General features: G+C 36.8%; 18 protein-coding genes and 1 pseudogene. 13 read left to right on the top strand and 6 right to left on the bottom strand.

Annotated elements, in window-relative coordinates; all coding sequences use genetic code 11:
- Positions 1 to 22: 22 nt before the first annotated feature.
- From AC1DTM_RS02750 to AC1DTM_RS02785, 8 genes are all read left to right on the top strand, one after another.
- Positions 23 to 979, top strand: a complete 957-nt coding sequence (locus tag AC1DTM_RS02750; protein WP_016106374.1) for an N-acetylmuramoyl-L-alanine amidase — start codon at positions 23 to 25, stop codon at positions 977 to 979.
- 157 nt (positions 980 to 1,136) lie between these two features.
- Positions 1,137 to 4,937: a DNA translocase FtsK gene (locus AC1DTM_RS02755; protein ID WP_477000034.1), complete on the top strand. Its 3,801-nt coding sequence runs from the start codon at positions 1,137 to 1,139 to the stop codon at positions 4,935 to 4,937.
- Positions 4,938 to 4,998: 61 nt separating this feature from the next.
- Entirely contained in the window at positions 4,999 to 6,117 is a 1,119-nt protein-coding gene (locus tag AC1DTM_RS02760; protein ID WP_002112321.1) for a nicotinate phosphoribosyltransferase, read from the top strand.
- Positions 6,118 to 6,368: 251 nt separating this feature from the next.
- Positions 6,369 to 7,679 (top strand): UDP-N-acetylmuramate--L-alanine ligase, encoded by a 1,311-nt coding sequence (murC, locus tag AC1DTM_RS02765; RefSeq protein WP_002112319.1) that lies wholly within the window; start codon positions 6,369 to 6,371, stop codon positions 7,677 to 7,679.
- Between the two features lie 173 nt (positions 7,680 to 7,852).
- A complete protein-coding gene (locus AC1DTM_RS02770) occupies positions 7,853 to 8,401 on the top strand; it encodes a GNAT family N-acetyltransferase (protein ID WP_016106372.1) in 549 nt (182 codons plus the stop codon).
- Positions 8,398 to 8,889: a GNAT family N-acetyltransferase gene (locus tag AC1DTM_RS02775; RefSeq protein ID WP_088099569.1), complete on the top strand. Its 492-nt coding sequence runs from the start codon at positions 8,398 to 8,400 to the stop codon at positions 8,887 to 8,889. The genes AC1DTM_RS02770 and AC1DTM_RS02775 overlap by 4 nt, the downstream gene beginning before the upstream one ends.
- 78 nt (positions 8,890 to 8,967) lie before the next feature.
- Entirely contained in the window at positions 8,968 to 9,372 is a 405-nt protein-coding gene (locus AC1DTM_RS02780) for a PH domain-containing protein (RefSeq protein ID WP_016106370.1), read from the top strand.
- A gap of 182 nt (positions 9,373 to 9,554) precedes the next feature.
- The gene (locus tag AC1DTM_RS02785; RefSeq protein ID WP_016106369.1) at positions 9,555 to 10,001 is read left to right on the top strand and encodes a hypothetical protein; all 447 of its coding nucleotides are present in this window, start codon (positions 9,555 to 9,557) and stop codon (positions 9,999 to 10,001) included.
- A 39-nt stretch (positions 10,002 to 10,040) separates the two neighbouring features.
- Here the strand turns inward: AC1DTM_RS02785 and AC1DTM_RS02790 are convergent, their stop codons facing one another.
- A complete protein-coding gene (locus tag AC1DTM_RS02790; protein ID WP_002034367.1) occupies positions 10,041 to 11,156 on the bottom strand; it encodes an aminopeptidase in 1,116 nt (371 codons plus the stop codon).
- A gap of 187 nt (positions 11,157 to 11,343) precedes the next feature.
- On the opposite strand from AC1DTM_RS02790, the gene AC1DTM_RS02795 reads away from it, so the two are divergent.
- From AC1DTM_RS02795 to ccpA, 4 genes are all read left to right on the top strand, one after another.
- Positions 11,344 to 11,853, top strand: a complete 510-nt coding sequence (locus AC1DTM_RS02795; protein WP_001197724.1) for a DUF948 domain-containing protein — start codon at positions 11,344 to 11,346, stop codon at positions 11,851 to 11,853.
- A 2-nt stretch (positions 11,854 to 11,855) separates the two neighbouring features.
- Positions 11,856 to 12,182 (top strand): bacillithiol system redox-active protein YtxJ, encoded by a 327-nt coding sequence (ytxJ, locus tag AC1DTM_RS02800; protein WP_002067603.1) that lies wholly within the window; start codon positions 11,856 to 11,858, stop codon positions 12,180 to 12,182.
- A 113-nt stretch (positions 12,183 to 12,295) separates the two neighbouring features.
- Positions 12,296 to 13,312, top strand: coding sequence for a CamS family sex pheromone protein (locus AC1DTM_RS02805; RefSeq protein ID WP_002199127.1), 1,017 nt, complete (start codon positions 12,296 to 12,298; stop codon positions 13,310 to 13,312).
- A gap of 376 nt (positions 13,313 to 13,688) precedes the next feature.
- Positions 13,689 to 14,687 carry a catabolite control protein A gene (gene ccpA, locus AC1DTM_RS02810; protein ID WP_002160207.1) on the top strand — a complete coding sequence of 333 codons (999 nt, stop codon included), beginning with the start codon at positions 13,689 to 13,691 and terminating at the stop codon, positions 14,685 to 14,687.
- A gap of 37 nt (positions 14,688 to 14,724) precedes the next feature.
- Here the strand turns inward: ccpA and AC1DTM_RS02815 are convergent, their stop codons facing one another.
- Together AC1DTM_RS02815 and AC1DTM_RS02820 are read right to left on the bottom strand one after the other, a co-directional pair.
- The gene (locus AC1DTM_RS02815; protein ID WP_016106368.1) at positions 14,725 to 15,084 is read right to left on the bottom strand and encodes a DUF4288 domain-containing protein; all 360 of its coding nucleotides are present in this window, start codon (positions 15,082 to 15,084) and stop codon (positions 14,725 to 14,727) included.
- Positions 15,072 to 15,206 (bottom strand): annotated as a pseudogene (locus AC1DTM_RS02820) (DUF3949 domain-containing protein); the annotation flags it as partial. The gene AC1DTM_RS02815 and the pseudogene AC1DTM_RS02820, both read right to left, overlap by 13 nt.
- Before the next feature lie 111 nt (positions 15,207 to 15,317).
- On the opposite strand from AC1DTM_RS02820, the gene AC1DTM_RS02825 reads away from it, so the two are divergent.
- The gene (locus AC1DTM_RS02825) at positions 15,318 to 15,590 is read left to right on the top strand and encodes a DUF3917 domain-containing protein (protein ID WP_002199128.1); all 273 of its coding nucleotides are present in this window, start codon (positions 15,318 to 15,320) and stop codon (positions 15,588 to 15,590) included.
- Between the two features lie 49 nt (positions 15,591 to 15,639).
- Here AC1DTM_RS02825 and mscL read toward each other — a convergent pair whose 3' ends face one another.
- The 3 genes from mscL to AC1DTM_RS02840 all read right to left on the bottom strand — a co-directional run bounded on the left by mscL (position 15,640) and on the right by AC1DTM_RS02840 (position 17,847).
- Entirely contained in the window at positions 15,640 to 16,032 is a 393-nt protein-coding gene (gene mscL, locus AC1DTM_RS02830) for a large conductance mechanosensitive channel protein MscL (protein ID WP_016106367.1), read from the bottom strand.
- A 128-nt stretch (positions 16,033 to 16,160) separates the two neighbouring features.
- Entirely contained in the window at positions 16,161 to 17,087 is a 927-nt protein-coding gene (locus AC1DTM_RS02835) for a Gfo/Idh/MocA family protein (protein WP_477000035.1), read from the bottom strand.
- A 79-nt stretch (positions 17,088 to 17,166) separates the two neighbouring features.
- A complete protein-coding gene (locus AC1DTM_RS02840) occupies positions 17,167 to 17,847 on the bottom strand; it encodes an ankyrin repeat domain-containing protein (RefSeq protein ID WP_088099568.1) in 681 nt (226 codons plus the stop codon).
- Positions 17,848 to 17,902: the final 55 nt, after the last annotated feature.

The following is a 17,902-nucleotide window of genomic DNA, read 5'->3' on the forward strand; positions in this document are numbered from 1 at the left end:
TGCAAAGTGATAGGAGAGAAAAATGAAGCATATAAAAATAATGTGCGCTATTGCAGTCATTGGAATATATATGGGAGGTTGTTCACAAGAACAACCGAAAAAAGAAACAACATCTTCTGTACAAGAAAAAAACAGCGATAAAAAAGAAGACGCACCGGTAGAAAAGCAGCAAGAAGAACAAGAAAAGAAAGAAGAACCGCAAGCAATTCAAACGAATGAACAAGTTGAACTTAAGCAGGAGGAAGTGTCGGCCAAAGAAAAGACAGAGGAAATCCCGCCGGCACAGACGACTGAACAGCCCGTACAAAATAATGAACAAAAAGTAGAGAGTAATGAGAAACAAGAGAAGTTTCTCGTCGTTATTGATCCGGGGCATCAACAAAAAGCGAATTTAAATTTAGAGCCAATTGGTCCAGGAGCAACTACGCAAAAATATAAAGTAACAGACGGAACAACGGGAGTTGTAACGAAAAAGAGGGAATCAGTTCTTGTATTAGAGATGGCTTTTATATTGAAAGAAAAACTGGAAGCAAAAGGTATACAAGTATTGATGACAAGAACGTTACATGAGGTTGATATAAGTAATAAGGAACGAGCGGCATTCGCGAATGATCATAAGGCGAATTTATTTTTACGTCTTCACGCGGATGGTTCTGAAAATCCAAACCAAAGTGGGTTCGCTGTATTGACGCCAGCGGAAGGAAATCAATATACGAAAGAAATCTATGCTGAAAGTTTTCAAGTCTCTCAAACAATTGTAAACAAAATGAGGGGAAATCATCAGGTGAAAGTAAATGGAATTAAATTTCGAGATGATCTTTCTGGATTTAATTGGTCGAAAGTACCCGGAGTACTATTAGAACTCGGATTTATGTCAAACCCAGAAGAAGACAAAAAATTATCTGACCCACAGTATGTAAATGTTTTATTACAAAGCGTGACGGATAGTGTAGATGAATATCGGAAAAATAAAGCTTAAATTGCAGTCTTATATGGAAGGCTGCTTTTTTCTATATACAAAACACTCGTAAATTAGAATATTATGGATAAAGTTAAGATGCTTAATTTTACCTGCACTTTTTGCCGAATGCTGATACAATAAAGGTTGTTACTATTTAGTAGAAAGAGTGGTAAGCATGTTAGATTGGATGAAAAAGCTGTTTAACAAAGAGGAAGAAAAAACAGCGATGAATAAAGAAGTACCAAAGCAAATTGCAAGTCAGCCGAAAATTCCTCGTGTAAACCACTACACTGAAGCAAGAGAAGCACAAATGGCAAATCGGAATGCAGGGAAATGTCGTTTTCCATTAATACCAGATAATGGCTTCGATGAGGAGGATGTAAGAGAACTGCCTAACTTTGAAGAACAAACTATTCAAAGAGGAACATATGAAGAACAGCCTACTCAAAGAGGAATAAAAGTGGAAAGAAGTAGACGATCGTATGTGGAAACAGAAGCCCCTACATATGAAGAACCGGAATTGCAATATGAACCGGAACCAGAGCCTGTCGTAAAAAAAGCATTCGTACCGTCGCAAGAAAGTAACCGTAGACCATTTCGTCCAACAGAAATGATTTCTCCGATTTATGGATATAACCGTCCTTCAGTAGAAACGAAGGTTGTGCAGGAGGAAGAAAAGGAAAGAGAAGATCTTGAAATATCTGTTGAAGGAAAAGCTGTTGTTGACGCATGGTTAGAGAAAAAGGGATATACATTATCTGACTTTTCGGGAGTTCTACAAGGAAGTTCATCTGTTAAGAATGGAGTGAACGAACGAAGTAATAAAGTAGAAGAAAAATCGGTTGTGGATACATGGTTAGAGAAAAACGGTTACGAAGTTGAACGTCAAGCCCCTTCATTAGAAGAAAGCCTAAGTGATGATTTGCTTCATAAAACAGTAGGACAGCATGTGGAAGAAGAGGCTACAATTGTACAAGCCTTGAAGCAGGAGCAAGATGTAGTGAAGTTATCATCTACAGAAGATAACGAAGAAACTTTACAAGAAGAGTCAATAGATTCTAAAGTAGAGCATGTGTATTCGATATTAACAGAAGAAAATGAATGTAATACAGAAATAGAAGAAACTGTTGCTGAAGTTGCAGCAAATCAAGTCGAAGAAGAAACCTTAGAAGATGTAGTCATTGTAAAAGCAGATGAAAAACTTGAAGAAACAATTACTATAGAAATACCAGATGCTTTTGAAGAAGAATCTAAGGAAGCAGAAGAAGTGGAATTAGAAGAAGCTGCGGAGTTAGAAGAATCTAAGGAAGCAGAAGAAGCTGCGGAGTTAGAAGAATCTAAGGAAGCAGAAGAAGTTGTGGAATTAGAAGAATCTAAGGAAGCAGAAGAAGTTGCGGAGTTAGAAGAATCTGAGGAAGYAGAAGAAGTTGYGGAATTAGAGGAATCTAAAGAAGCRGAAGAAGYTGCGGARTTAGARGAATCTAARGAAGCRGAAGAAGYTGYGGAGTTAGAAGAAYCTAAGGAAGCGGAAGAAGTTGCGGAATTAGAAGAACCTAAGGAAGCAGAAGAAGTTGTGGAATTAGAGGGGTCTGAGGAAGCAGAAGAAGTTGTGGAATTAGAGGGGTCTGAGGAAGCAGAAGAAGTTGTGGAATTAGAAGAATCTGAGGAAGCAGAAGAAGTTGCGGAGTTAGAAGAATCTGAGGAAGCAGAAGAAGCTGTGGAATTAGAGGAATCTAAGGAAATAGAATCAGTTACGGAATTCGCATTAGAGGAAACACCGCAAGAAGAAGTAATTGAAGAAACGATGAATACAGGGTCGTTAGAAAATATAGCAGTTGAAGAGCAACCAGTGATTTCTCAGCAAGAAACAATTGAGTTCATGGAAGAAAGTGAAGTATTCGTACCAGTTTCAGAAGCAGATGAGCAAACGAAGAAAGATGTTCAAAGCTTTGCGAATGTTTTAATTGAAGAAGCTGAAGAAAAGAAACAAGTTGTTGAAGAACAGCCTGCTGCACAAAAAGAAGAGCCGAAACGTGAGAAAAAGCGTCATGTTCCATTTAACGTTGTCATGTTAAAACAAGACAGAAAGAAGTTAATGGAAAGACATGCGGTACGAACGAACGTAACGCAATCTACTGTGGGTGAACGAGTAACGGAAAAACCAATGCAGCAAGTAGTGGTAGAAACCCAAGTAGAAGAAAAACCGATGCAGCAAGTGGTAGTAGAARCCCAAGYGGAAGAAAAACCGATGCAGCAAGTGGTAGTAGAAGCTCAAGTGGAAGAAAAACCAATGCAGCAAGTGGTAGTAGAAGCTCAAGTGGAAGAAAAACCGATGCAGCAAGTGGTAGTAGAAGCTCAAGTGGAAGAAAAACCAATGCAGCAAGTGGTAGTAGAAGCTCAAGTGGAAGAAAAGCCAATGCAGCAAGTGGTAGTGGAACCACAAGTAGAAGAAAAACCGATGCAACAAGTAGTGGTGGCTGAACAAGTACAAGAGAAAGCATATGTTGTAAATCAAAAAGAGAACGATATGCGCAACGTACTACAAACGCCGCCGAAGTATGAATTTCCGCCATTAACGTTGTTGTCGATTCCACAGCAGGCAGCATTAGATAATACGGAGTGGCTAGAAGAACAGGAAGAATTATTAAATACGACATTTAATAATTTCCATGTTGGAGCACATGTTATTAATGTGTCACAAGGGCCGGCGGTAACTCGTTTTGAAGTACAACCAGACCCAGGTGTGAAAGTAAATAAAATTACAAATTTAAGTGATGATATTAAGTTAAGTTTAGCTGCGAAAGATATTCGAATTGAAGCACCAATTCCAGGGAAGAGTGCAATTGGAATTGAAGTTCCGAATAAGGAAAGTAAGCCAGTATTCCTTCGTGAAATTTTAAGAAGTCCTGTATTTACAAAGAGTGAATCACCGCTTACAGTTGCGCTGGGGCTTGATATTTCAGGTGATCCAATTGTAACGGATATTCGAAAAATGCCACATGGACTTATTGCGGGTGCAACTGGTTCAGGGAAAAGTGTGTGCATTAACGCGATTTTAACGAGCATTTTATATAAAGCGAAGCCGCATGAAGTGAAGTTGATACTAATTGATCCGAAGATGGTTGAGCTGGCACCATACAATTCTGTTCCACATCTTGTAGCACCTGTTATTACTGACGTAAAAGCAGCTACAGCCGCGTTAAAGTGGGCGGTTGAAGAGATGGAACGTCGTTATGAATTGTTTGCTCATGCTGGTGCTCGTGATTTGACTCGTTACAATACGATTGTAAGTGGGAGAGAAATCCCAGGTGAGACATTACCTTATATTGTAATTGTCATTGACGAGTTAGCGGACTTAATGATGGTTGCTCCTGGTGATGTTGAGGAAGCGATTTGTCGTATTGCACAAAAAGCTCGTGCTTGTGGTATTCACTTATTAGTTGCGACGCAGCGTCCATCTGTAGACGTTATTACAGGTTTAATTAAATCAAACATTCCAACGCGTATTTCGTTTACGGTATCATCTCAAGTTGATTCGCGTACGATTATCGATATTGGGGGCGCGGAGAAATTACTTGGCCGTGGTGATATGCTATTTTTAGGAAACGGCACATCTAAACCAGTTCGTGTACAAGGTGTATACGTATCAGATGATGAGATTGAAAGAACCGTTGATCATGTGAAAAAGCAAATGAAGCCAAACTACTTATTTAAGCAAGAGGATTTATTAGCAAAATCAGAGCAGAGTGAGTCTGAAGATGAACTATTTTTTGATGCATGTCAATTTGTTGTAGAGCAAGGGGGAGCGTCCACATCTTCTGTACAGAGAAAATTCCGCATTGGTTATAATCGCGCGGCACGTCTAATTGAAGAGATGGAATCGCAAGGGATTATTTCTGAAGCAAGAGGAACGAAACCGAGAGATGTCCTTATTTCCGAGGATGAATTTGCCGCTATGCAGGAAACGAATGTATAGGAAACGGTTTTGCTGTATACTAAGAGAAAATGTTGGATAGTAAAGTAGGGAGTAAAGCGACATGAAAGAAATTGAATTAAAATTAAAAGGTGAAATAAATCGACTAACAAATAAAACATTTAAATTTGATGAACGTGTTGGAGAAGGCTGGTTCTCTGCCGTTTACTTTTTAAAAACTAGAGAAATCATTGAAGAATTTCGCCCGAAAAGTGTTGTAACAATGCAGTTTTTCCAAAAAGAACATTCAGTTCTTTGCGGAGCAGATGAGGTAATCGCATTGCTACAAACATTCGCCAAAAATCCTGAGGAATTAGAAATTCATTCTTTAAAGGATGGCGATAATATTAGTCCGTTTGAAACAGTTTTAACAATTCATGGTCCTTATGAATACTTCGGCTTTTTAGAAGGTGTAATTGATGGGATTTTAGCTCGTCGTACATCAGTTGCGACAAACGTATATAACGTTGTCCAAGCTGCACGTAGTGTAGATAAAGAAAAACCGGTTATTTTCATGGGAGATCGTGATGATCATTATACGCAACAAGCTGGTGACGGTTATGCGGCATACATCGGAGGTATGAGCGCACAAGCGACGCATGCAATGAATGAATGGTGGGGCAGAAGTGGTATGGGGACGATGCCTCACGCTTTAATTCAAATGTTTAATGGTGATGTTGTTGAAGCAGCAAAGGCATATCATAAAAAATTCCCAGAAGATGAATTAGTCGTACTAATTGATTATAACAATGATGTCATTACAGATGCACTTCGCGTAGCGCGTGAATTTGGATCAACATTAAAAGGTGTACGTGTCGATACGTCTCGTACAATGATTGATCAATACTTCATTCGTCACCCAGAAGTACTTGGAACATTCGATCCGCGTGGTGTAAATCCATCACTTGTATTTGCACTTCGTAAGGCTCTTGATGAGGAAGGGTTCCAACATGTAGATATCGTTGTAACTGGTGGGTTTGATGAGAAGCGTATTCGTGAATTTGAAGCTCAAAATGTTCCTGTCGATATATACGGAGTAGGAAGTAGCTTATTAAAAATGAATATTGGTTTTACTGGTGATAACGTAGAATTAAATGGAAAACCAGAAGCAAAAGCTGGTCGTAAATACCGTCCAAATTCACGTCTAGAGCGTGTTCAATTAGAAACAAAAGAAGATATGTAAAAGCGAGAAAAACTGATAGGTGATTGACCCTATCAGTTTTTCTGTTATCATAGTATAGCAGCTTGTTTTTTGCTATAATAAATGTGTTATGGACATAAAAGAAGTACGTACGAGTTTATCACTGATAAGTGAATATAAAAAGAAATTCACTGCATCAGAAATGTATGATGATTACCAAAATAAGAAAAGATTCATATACTGTCTTATAGATAGGCCGTTGTATTAGTTCGAAATGTTGGAGGTTCTTTAAGATGACAGTTTACCATTTTGTAGGAATTAAAGGAACAGGAATGAGTTCATTAGCACAAATTCTTCATGACATGAAGCATACTGTTCAAGGGTCTGATTATGAAAAGCGTTTCTTTACACAAATAGCATTGGAAAAGCGTGGTATTTCCATCCTTCCTTTTGATAAAAATAATATTAAAGAAGGACAAGTGATTATCGCGGGAAACGCATTTCCTGATACGCATGAAGAAATCGTAGCAGCAAAAGAATTAAATATCCCAGTACATCGTTATCATCACTTCTTAGGTGACCTTATGAATCAGTACACAAGTGTTGCAGTAACTGGTGCACATGGAAAAACATCAACTACAGGTTTGTTAGCCCATGTAATGCAAGGCGCACACCCAACATCTTACCTTATTGGAGATGGAACTGGGCATGGGGTAGAAAATAGTAAGTATTTTGTATTTGAAGCTTGTGAGTATCGTCGTCATTTCTTGTCTTACTATCCAGACTATGCAATTATGACAAATATTGATTTCGATCATCCAGATTATTTTTCAGACATCAATGATGTATTTAATGCATTCCAAGAGATGGCATTGCAAGTGAAAAAAGGTATTATTGCATGTGGTGATGATGAAGAACTTCAAAAAATTCAAGCGAAAGTACCTGTTATTTTCTATGGATTTGGAGAAGATAATGATTTCCAAGCACGTAACATTCAAAAGAGAACTGATGGTACTATATTCGATGTATTCGTTCGTAATACGTATTATGACACGTTCAAAATTACAGGATACGGCGATCACAGCGTATTAAATGCATTAGCAGTTATCGCGCTTTGCCATTACGAAGACGTTGATGTAGAAGCGGTTAAACATCAACTAACGACATTTGAAGGTGTTAAACGTCGCTTTAATGAAAAACCGATGGGAGAGCAAGTTATCATTGATGACTATGCACACCATCCGACAGAAATTAATGCAACGATTGAAGCAGCTCGTCAAAAACATCCAGAGCGTGAAGTTGTCGCTGTATTCCAGCCACATACATTCTCACGTACAGAGAAATTTTTAGATGAGTTCGCAGAAAGCCTAAGTAAAGCTGACCAAGTATACTTATGTGATATTTTCGGATCAGCACGTGAAAACAAAGGTGAATTAACAATTGAAGATCTGCAAAAACGTATCGATGGCGCAGAGCTAATTACAGATACAACAACAGAGGTATTAAAGAAACATAAAAACGGCGTTCTTATTTTCATGGGCGCAGGTGACATCCAAAAATTCGAAGCAGCTTACGTAAAAGAAGTTCAAGTTGCAGAGAAGTAAGAAGAAAGACGCATAGCTATGGCTGTGCGTCTTTTTTGTGCTGTTGTGGGTGTACAGCGTTGTCGAATCTAGTCGATAAGCCGATATATTTCAAAAAACGTTGATATATTATGGTGCATTTCTTTAGTTTTAAATGTTAGAATAATAAGAAAAATGAAAAGGGGCTAAAAAACATGTTCACACTCCGAGTAGATGATGAAATCGAATTACAACTATTAGAAAAACATCATAAAGAGGAATTATATCAATTATTAGATCAAAACCGTAATCATTTAAGAAGATGGCTTCCTTGGGTGGATGGGACGAAATCTGCTGCTGCTTATGATGATATTTTTCCGATGTGGTTAAAGAAATTTGCAGAGGGAGACGGTTTTGAAAGTGGTATCCGCTACAAAGGAAAGCTCGTTGGGATGGTAGGTATTCATCCAGTGAGCTGGGGTAAGAAAGCTACGAGTCTTGGATATTATCTTGCAGAAGATGCTGGTGGAAAAGGTGTTATGACACGTAGTGTGAAGGCTGTACTTCAATATGCATTTGAAAATTTAAAGCTGAATAAAATTGAAATCCGTTGCGGTGTTGAAAATGTGAAAAGCCGTGCGATCCCAGAACGCTTAGGCTTTAAGTTAGATGGAATTTTAAGAGATGAAGAATGGTTGTATGACCATTTTCAGGATATTGCTGTTTATAGTTTACTAGCTTCAGAATGGAAAGAAATTCGATGAATGAGAAGATTTGTATCATTCCATATGAAAGTAAGTTTCAAGATGAAGTAGTAGATCTCATTGTTCATATTCAGCAAAAAGAATACAATGTCCCAATTACGAAAGAAGAGCAGCCGGACTTACTAGAAATAGAAACGTTCTATCAAAGAGACAGCGGAAACTTTTGGGTAGCAACTTATGATGGTAAAGTAGCTGGAACGGTAGCTTTATTAGATATTGGGAAGCATCAAGTAGCGTTAAGAAAAATGTTCGTGAAGAAAGAGTTCCGCGGAAAAGAATGGGGTGCATCAAGTATGCTACTTCAAACAGCAATTTCTTGGGCGAAGGAAAAGAATTTGGAAGACATTTATTTAGGAACAACAGTAAAATTTCTAGCGGCGCATCGCTTTTATGAGAAGAATGGTTTCCAAAGTGTGAGTATAGAAGAGTTGCCAAAAAGTTTTCCGGTGCTAGAGGTAGATAAGAAATTTTATAGGTATACTGTTTAAAAAGGTCATTCATAAATGGCCTTTTTTCATGAACTAAAATGGAAAACATGGTATAATTTGGTTAAGGGGGGTGTGGGTATGAACTTTCCAATTCAGAGAAGTAAGTTAGGAATAATTTTCGTTAGTATAACGTTAGCTTTTATGGTGGTATATCCAATAGTTATGTTCTTTACAAGAAAAGGGGATTGGGCTTCAGCTCTAATTGGGATGGGATTATGTTTTATTGTAAATGTCCCTCTCGTTTGGGAAATGTTCATTAAAAAACATAAAGTGGAAAATGGTATTTTAAAATACGGAATTTTAAATGACGACGTTGTATTAAAAGATATAAGGGTTGTTCGTCAAGTTGGAAAATCATTTGAGATTACAACGAATGCATATAAAGTACATATGATTGCGATGCCGCAAAATCCGGATGAATTTTTGGCGCTTATCGAGAAGGAAAATCCATATGTGAAAATAGAAATGGTAGGTAAGAAATGAAATATGTAAAACTTTTGTTTTGTTTGTGCTTTTTGGTTGCACTAGAGTATATATTAAATGGGATCTACCCTTATATGTCCCAATATTAATAGGTACTATCGCAGTGACGCTTTTATTTTATTTTCATTTTCGGCAAACAAAAAGCGAGAAAAGTAGCTCCATATAAAGTAGGGGGATTAGAAATGAAAAAAATTTATATGTTGTTTTTGTTTCTGCTAACCACATCTATTCTTTTAATAGGATGTAGTGCGAAGAAAGAAAAGTCTGATGTTAGCTTAGAAAAGGCACAAAAAATTGAAATAGAATCGCTTATTGATTCGAGCGATAAAAAAACAATTACCGATAAGAAAGAAATCACAAAGTTGTTTGAATCAATCAAAATGGATGAGTGGGAAATGGAATCGGCTCCTTTAGATACTCCGCAAGGGAAAACGTTTAAAATGTATCAAGAGGATACACCGAAATTATTAGATTCGAGTAAAGATAAAAAAGAGTTACATGAAATTGGTACTATGACAGTATATAAAGATGTCCCTTATGTTGAGGTTGAATTGAAAATTAGTAAAATAAAAAATAAAAATAGTTTTAAAGTACCAGAAGATGTAGCTAAAAAATTATTAGAGTATTAATGAAAAAGCGCTCGGGATTCTATCCGAGCGCTTTTCATATTATTTTAAGTTCTCTGGGTTTAAAGCTTCTAGTTCAGTTACAACGAATCGTCCGTCTTTACGGATTAATACGTCGTCGAAGTAAATCTCACCGCCGCCGTATTCAGGGCGCTGAATGCATACTAAATCCCAGTGGATGTTAGAGTTGTTGCCATTCCATGCATCGTCATAAGCTTGTCCAGGTGTGAAGTGGAAGCTGCCATCGATTTTTTCATCGAATAGAATGTCTCCCATTGGATGTAAGATGTATGGGTTTACGCCGATTGCGAACTCACCAACGTAGCGTGCGCCTTCGTCTGTATCGAAGATTTTGTTAATGCGCTCTGAATCGTTTGCAGTTGCGTCAACGATTTGGCCATTCTCAAATTTAAGTTGTACATTTTCAAATGTATAGCCGTTGTAAGGTGATGGTGTGTTATAAGAAACTGTACCGTTAACAGAATCGCGAACTGGTGCAGAGTATACTTCACCATCTGGAATGTTTAAATGACCTGAGCATTTAATAGCTGGAATGTCTTTAATAGAGAATGTTAAGTCAGTTCCAGGGCCAGTTAAGCGAACCTTATCTGTTTTATTCATTAATGTAACAAGGCTATCCATTGCCTTATCCATTTTACCGTAATCTAAGTTACATACTTCGAAGTAGAAGTCTTCGAAAGCTTCTGTGCTCATTTTAGCAAGCTGTGCCATAGAAGCATTTGGGTAGCGAAGAACAACCCAGCGTGTTTTCGGAACACGGATATCTCTATGAACCTTTTTACCAACTGTTTGGCCGTGAACTTTCATGCGCTCACTTGGAACGTCGGCTTGTTCGTTAATGTTATCGCCAGAGCGAAGACCAATGTAAGCATCCATATCTTTCATTACGCTCGCTTCATATGCAGCGATTTGTTCGAAATGTTCTTCAGTAGCACCCATTAATAAAGAGCGGTCTACTTGATGATCTTTTAAAGAAACGAATGGGAAACCACCAGCTGCATATGCTTCTTTTACAAGTGCTGTTACAAGTTCTTTTTGTAAGCCAAAGTTTTCAATTAATACTTTCTCACCTTTTTGTAAGCGGATAGAGTAGTTAATTAAATTGTATGCTAACTTTTCAATACGTGGATCTTTCATATGTAAAGCCTCCCTGCTAATTATGTATCCTTTCCTATTGTAACCTACTTAGTGGAATTTGTTGAATGATTTGTGTTAAAGTTAACGAATAAGTATGAAAATTCTAATGAAAAGATAGGGATTAGAACGAAACGGAAAATGATTGTATAATAAGAGAAAGTATGAAAAAGATAAAGGAAGTGATGAAATGCAAGTTCTTTTATACGTAAGTGCGGCTATTATTGCAGTTGCTTTCGCTGTATTAGTAGTGTATGTATGCAGAACGTTGTTATCGGTTCAGAAGACGTTAGAAAATGTTGCAAGTACGTTAGAAGGTTTAGAGAAGCAAATGCAAGGAATAAGCGTAGAGACGGAGCAATTATTACATAAGACAAATGCGTTAGCTGATGATATTCAACAGAAGTCACAGTCGCTAAATAAAGTAGTAGAAGGTGTAGATGGAATCGGAACGACGATTCACTCTTTAAATACGAAGCTTCGCAATGTTTCAGAGTCTGTTACAGACGAAATTGAAAATAATGCAGATAAAGTAGCACAAGTTGTACAGTGGAGCAGCGCAGCAATTGAAGTATACAATCATTACCGTGCTACGAGACAAGAGAAAAAGATTGAAAAAGAAGAGCGTAAACTTGAGAAAGCTGAGCAGAAGGCTGAAAAGAGAGAGAAGCGCTCTAGACTTCGCATGAGAGGTGAGTAATGATGAGTATGATGAAGATTGAAACAATTGAAGAACTTGAAGCGTTAGTAGAAAAGAATGAGCCTTACGTTCTTTTTAAACATAGTACGACATGCCCAATTAGTCACGGTGCATATACAGAGTTTCAAGCGTATTGCGGTGAAGAAAGAGAAGTGCCAGCATATTACTTATACGTACAAGAGGCGAGAGATGTTTCGAACCATGTTGCAGAGCAGTACAGCATTAAGCATGAATCTCCGCAAGTGTTATACATAAAAGATGGAATGGTAGTATGGCATACATCGCACTGGAATATTAAAAAAGAAGCTTTAGAAGAGAATGTAAAATAGGGAGAGGCAAGCGAAGGGCTTGCTTCTTTTTTATTTTGTTGCCATATATTTAATGGTACACTATAGATACATTAAAACTAAGTAAATTGACTTTTGAAAGTGGGTTTTAAGCAATGAAGAAAATGGCGTTATGCATCGCAAGCTTAAGTTTATTACTGGGGGCTTGCAGCAATAATACTATTGAGAAGAAAGATGAAGTTGTACAGAAAGATACGAAAGAAAAAAGTATGATTCCAAGAACTGCTGTTTCTAAGGATTACTATAGAACTGTTATTCCTTTAAAAGAACAAAAGGTAATTAATACAGTTAATGTTAAGACTAATTCTAAACTAGATTTAGCAGAATATGAAAATGGTTTAATGGATATTGCTTCAAAACAATTCGATACAGAAAATTACGTATTACAATTAAATCAATATATTCCAGAGAAAACAATTGATGAATTAGTTACGAAACAAGAAGTACCAGTTTTGACTAATATTATAGAACAGGACTACTTCGGCAAACAGAATTCAAATGAACTAAGCTTATCTGGTGTTGTTATTGGTTTATCTATGTCTTCAAGTGTATCTAATGAGGAAGCTATTTCTAAAGGTACTGAAGTCGCTAAGGGGCTTATAGAAGCTATTAATAAAAATGATAAATATAACAAATCTCCAATTACGTTTGCTATATTCAAGCAAGAAAGTACAAGTTCTTTAAAGAATGGTACTTATATTGCAAGCGCTACTGTTCAAAAGAACGAGACTAACCTTGGAAATTGGGATACTATTGATGAAAAATCGTATTCGTATCCTTCTCAAGAATTTGGGGGAGCACAAGGAGAAGATAAGAAAAAGTTAGATGATTTTTCGGAAGCAATAAAGAAATTCTCTCCAGGAGATTATATCCCTGTTAATGCTAAGATTTCTTATAAGCAAAATAAGATGGATAAATTAAAGATGGATATTGTCGTTAAATATAACGGTAAGTCAGAATTAATGGCACTCTCTCAAATGGCTGCTCAAAGTATGTTAGAACAATTTCCTAAAGATGCTAAAGTTCAATTACAGATAAAGTCCGAGAATAAAATCGAGGTTGTTATTATAAAAGAGAAGAACAGCGATAAACCGTTTGTTTCTTTCCTATAAAATAAAAAAGACAGTTTTTAAGCTGTCTTTTTTATTTTATAAATTTTCCGCAGTTCAATGAGTTTATGAAAGAATTAAAAGCATTCGGAAGTAAATTATAAAAAGATTTCTTAGTCTATGTAGCCCTTGTTACATAATTTTTTACAAAAATTGACCTTTTTTGCATAAAAAATACGAAAATACGAGAAAAGAAGCGAATTTTTTCGAAACTTTTGCGGGAAAATATTGTATGACCCTGCGTTTTTATCGTATCATTAGTAAAAGGAAGAACTCGGGACGATTGTTGGCATCTGCAAATAGAGTTGATGTCTTTTTTTCATTCAAGTGAACCGATACATAAAAATAGATAACATAAATAGAAGGAGTGTGCGAAGAGATGAACATAACAATCTATGATGTAGCGCGCGAAGCAAACGTTTCAATGGCTACCGTATCACGTGTTGTGAACGGTAACCCAAATGTAAAGCCTACAACAAGAAAGAAAGTATTAGAAGCAATTGATCTTTTAGGATACCGCCCAAATGCGGTAGCACGTGGACTAGCAAGTAAGAAGACAACTACAGTGGGTGTTATTATTCCTGATATCTCAAATACGTTTTATGCAGAACTTGCTCGTGGAATTGAAGATATCGCAACAATGTACAAATATAACATCATTTTAAGTAACTCTGACCAAAACAAAGAGAAAGAGTTCCACTTATTAAATACGATGCTTGGGAAACAAGTGGACGGGATTGTTTTCATGGGTGAAGATATTACAGATATTCACGTTGAAGAGTTCAAAAAATCTCCAGTACCAATCGTATTAGCAGCGTCATTTGATGAGCAAAATGAAACGTCATCAGTAAATATTGATTATACACAAGCCGCTTACGATGCAATGAAGCACTTTGTTGAGCAAGGACATAAACGTATCGGTTTCGTCTCTGGTCCTTTCATTGATAAAGCAGGAAGCGCGAAGAAGTTACAAGGTTATAAAAAAGCTTTAGAAGAAGCAGGTATTTCATATGATGAAAATCTTATAATTGATGGAGATTACACATATGATTCAGGTATAGAAGCGTTTGAAAGACTTTGGAGCATGGATGAAAAGCCAACAGCAATCTTCGTATCTTCTGATGAAATGGCACTAGGTGTAATCCACGCAGCACAAGACGCGGGATTAAACGTACCAACTGATATCGAAGTGCTTGGTTTTGACAACACACGTCTTGCATTAATGGTGCGTCCACAGCTTTCAACAGTTGTACAACCAATGTATGATATCGGTGCAGTAGCAATGCGTCTACTAACGAAATACATGAACAAAGAAAAAGTAGAAGATCACTCAGTTATCTTACCTCACCGTATCCAATTTAGAGATTCAACGAAGTAAGAATAAGGGAGCTCACAGCGATAGCTGTGAGCTCTTATTAGTATTCAGGATAGTATTGTTTAACTACTGTATCGACAGTTTCATTTTTCTTAACATGTAAAAATCTTGCGTACAATTCTGTTCCTGTCTCAAATGATGTATCATTTAATTCAAATACATGTAACACTTTTCGAAACTTCCATGTTACTTGCACATCGTACATATTATCGTACGTATCTTCAGACTGTAGAGCTATCTTTTCACCTAGCTCGTGAGCTTCCTCTAAACTGTTCGCCTTAACGAGAATAATACTTTCTTCAAAAAGTGTATCGTGATTCTCTTCATAATGTTCATCAATTTTACTAGGATTAGGTTCACCTGAATGAACAGATTCAAATAATAATTTTACAGCGTACATATGAGATCAATCTCCTTATGCTGAATGTTTACTTTATAAACAATACTCGCGATAAGTGAAGCCGGTATTGTAAATACGTTGCTTTGATAATGGTAATGTATTTGGGATTCTTCATAAGACATTCGCTACAGTTGGGGTTATTCCTTGTTATATGTCACACAAGTGCAAATTTAACTATTATAGGGCAATGTCATGTATAATAGAAAGAAAAGGCTTGTGAGGGGGGAGAAGAGATGATCGTTCTTTGGATAATTACGCTTTGCATGACTGCTATTTTTGCATATATGACGTTAAAACAAAATGGCTTAAAGCGATTTGTTCCAGGAAGTATTCTTGCAGGAATCGCCCTTATCACGTATGTAGTTTCAATTTTTACTGAAAGTATTTCGATAGATTTAAGTACGAGTTTAATGTTTATCGGTATTACACTATTTGCAGGTAGCATTATGGTACTTATGGTTGCAGGTATTATTGCATTTATTCATATGAATTCGGAAACGTTATAGCATATAAAAAAGGCATGTCCCGAGAGGGGCATGCCTTTTGTCCGTTCAATTATGCTCTATCTTTAGAAGAGTTTTGTTGTTTTAGTAAGTCGCGAATTTCGCCAAGAAGAACTTCTTCTTTTGTTGCTTTTTCTTCTTTCTTTTCTTCTTCTCTTTTTAAAGTCATTTTGTTAAAGACTTTAACGAAAATGAAGATTGCAAATGCAACAATTAGGAAGTCAAATATCGTTTGGATAAAGTTACCATATTTAACAGAGGCCTCGCCTACTGTAAATTTTAATCCTGTGAAGTTAATTCCTCCCATTAATAAACCGATTAATGGTGTAATGATATCTTTTACTAAAGAACTAACGATTTTACCGAATGCAGCACCGATTACAACCCCGACAGCTAGATCAATGACGTTTCCCTTTAAAGCGAACTTTTTAAACTCGTTCCACATGTGTCAATCCCATCCTTTCCACGATTCAATATGAAATTTATAATTCCTATCAACATATTCTATAGAAATTTGTGAGAGAAATAAAGAGGAAATGGGAATGAAAGTAAATTCTGAAAAATGTATCCGTTTTAATTTTTGCTTACAGCTTGCAGTAGAGATTGTAGTAATTGCTGTGTTTTTAACCCTTCTAATCCATCTGTAATCGGTTTCGTATCACCTTGTACACATTCGATAAAATGATGAACAGCATCTTCAAAACCGCGTTGTTTTAACGTCGTATCCCATGATGGTGAACCGCTTTGCGAAACGGAGTTTTCTTGTTCAATTTCAAATGTATTCATATTTTTTACGCGAATAATTTTCCCTGTCGTTACAAGTTCAATTTGTTCTAAGTTTGTACCTGCATGGCGATGCATCGCGGTAGAAAGTAACAGTCCACTTGGAGTTGTATATGTATGATGTCCGTAAAGAAGTTCGTTCTTTTCATTGATGTACATCATATTATGAACGATGTTAAGGTCATCGTTAGCTAACCAGCGAGCAGTATCTACAATATGTAAGTAATCATCTAACATAGTAAAGTCATACGTATATGGCCCCACTTTATTTGTGCGGTGCTTTTCAATTCGAATCCATGAAATATCATTAGCTTGCTCTTTGGCAGTAACGTACATAGGAACGAAACGGCGATTAAATCCTACCATTAACTTTCGATTATACTTTTCACTCATCTCAACTAGTTTTTCTGCTTGCTCAGTAGTAGCAGCTAGCGGCTTATCAACATAAACATCGATTCCTTTTTTCAAAAGTTCAGAAACGATTTCATAATGTGTAGCAGTTGAACTATGAACGAAGATTGCATCACATTCAGAAGCTAGTGTGTCCATAGAATGAAAGTCTTGAATGCGGTATTGCTGGCAAACTTGTTTCCTTTTCTCCGCGTTAGGTGTAAACGCCCCTACAAAATCCCAATCTGTTTCTTTTGTAAGTGTTGGAAGATAGGCTTTTTGTGCGATACTTCCAAGTCCAATCATCCCAATTTTAGGTTTGTTCATGTTTATTCCCACCCTATTAATATTGATGTAACGGGTTAAATGTAGCATAGGGTGGGGGAGGAAGGCAAAAATTAGCTTTTTACTTACGTCCTTCTAACAAAATCTTTTCTATTTCTGCAAAGCTATGAGCACGGGCGTGTTGCAATGGGGTAACACCATCATTGTCGGGAATATTTACATCAGCACCATATTCAATAAGAAGTTGAATGACTTGTTGCTGTGCTTCATCTCCATTACTTAGTACGATGGCTTCCATTAAAGCTGTCCATCCGAGGTTATTTATATGGTTTACATCGATATTTGTTCGAGTAAGGAGTTCTTTTATAACATCAATATAGCCATGTTCTGACGCGGGAATAAGAGCTGTTCCGCCGTAACGATTCGTAAGTGCTGGATCCGCACCAGCATCAATCGTTAGTTTTAAAATGTCCAAGTAACCTTCTGCACCGGCGTATAGAAATGGATTGTTTTTCATATCATCTTGGATATTTACGTCAGCACCAGCGTCGATAAGAGCTTTGGCGGTTTTTACATCATTTTTGTATGTAGCAATCATAAGAGGAGTACGTCCTTTATTGTCCGTTATATTTATGTCAGCCCCTTTTTTGAGTAATGATATAACAGTATTGGTTTCTTGTTTCTCAGTAGCTGTTAGTAGTGCTGTCTCCATGTTTGTCATCTCCTTTTTAACTTCTTGTTCTTGTGAGCATCCTTGTAAAAAAATTACGCAACATATCATGCTTAATGTTTTTTTGAACATGGAATTTCAACCTCCTTTTGTAAGCAATTCGGTATCCTAATTTAAACTGTAAAAT

It is taken from the genome of Bacillus sp. P4_D3 (assembly GCF_056401855.1).

Bases quoted from the DNA above. Each gene is read 5' to 3' on its own strand.
- AC1DTM_RS02750 (WP_016106374.1), top strand. From the start codon at position 23: ATGAAGCATATAAAAATAATGTGCGCTATTGCAGTCATTGGAATATAT.
- AC1DTM_RS02760 (WP_002112321.1), top strand. From the start codon at position 4,999: ATGAAAGAAATTGAATTAAAATTAAAAGGTGAAATAAATCGACTAACA.
- murC (WP_002112319.1), top strand. From the start codon at position 6,369: ATGACAGTTTACCATTTTGTAGGAATTAAAGGAACAGGAATGAGTTCA.
- AC1DTM_RS02770 (WP_016106372.1), top strand. From the start codon at position 7,853: ATGTTCACACTCCGAGTAGATGATGAAATCGAATTACAACTATTAGAA.
- AC1DTM_RS02775 (WP_088099569.1), top strand. From the start codon at position 8,398: ATGAATGAGAAGATTTGTATCATTCCATATGAAAGTAAGTTTCAAGAT.
- AC1DTM_RS02780 (WP_016106370.1), top strand. From the start codon at position 8,968: ATGAACTTTCCAATTCAGAGAAGTAAGTTAGGAATAATTTTCGTTAGT.
- AC1DTM_RS02785 (WP_016106369.1), top strand. From the start codon at position 9,555: ATGAAAAAAATTTATATGTTGTTTTTGTTTCTGCTAACCACATCTATT.
- AC1DTM_RS02790 (WP_002034367.1), bottom strand. From the start codon at position 11,156: ATGAAAGATCCACGTATTGAAAAGTTAGCATACAATTTAATTAACTAC.
- AC1DTM_RS02795 (WP_001197724.1), top strand. From the start codon at position 11,344: ATGCAAGTTCTTTTATACGTAAGTGCGGCTATTATTGCAGTTGCTTTC.
- ytxJ (WP_002067603.1), top strand. From the start codon at position 11,856: ATGAGTATGATGAAGATTGAAACAATTGAAGAACTTGAAGCGTTAGTA.
- AC1DTM_RS02805 (WP_002199127.1), top strand. From the start codon at position 12,296: ATGAAGAAAATGGCGTTATGCATCGCAAGCTTAAGTTTATTACTGGGG.
- ccpA (WP_002160207.1), top strand. From the start codon at position 13,689: ATGAACATAACAATCTATGATGTAGCGCGCGAAGCAAACGTTTCAATG.
- AC1DTM_RS02815 (WP_016106368.1), bottom strand. From the start codon at position 15,084: ATGTACGCTGTAAAATTATTATTTGAATCTGTTCATTCAGGTGAACCT.
- AC1DTM_RS02825 (WP_002199128.1), top strand. From the start codon at position 15,318: ATGATCGTTCTTTGGATAATTACGCTTTGCATGACTGCTATTTTTGCA.
- mscL (WP_016106367.1), bottom strand. From the start codon at position 16,032: ATGTGGAACGAGTTTAAAAAGTTCGCTTTAAAGGGAAACGTCATTGAT.
- AC1DTM_RS02835 (WP_477000035.1), bottom strand. From the start codon at position 17,087: ATGAACAAACCTAAAATTGGGATGATTGGACTTGGAAGTATCGCACAA.
- AC1DTM_RS02840 (WP_088099568.1), bottom strand. From the start codon at position 17,847: ATGTTCAAAAAAACATTAAGCATGATATGTTGCGTAATTTTTTTACAA.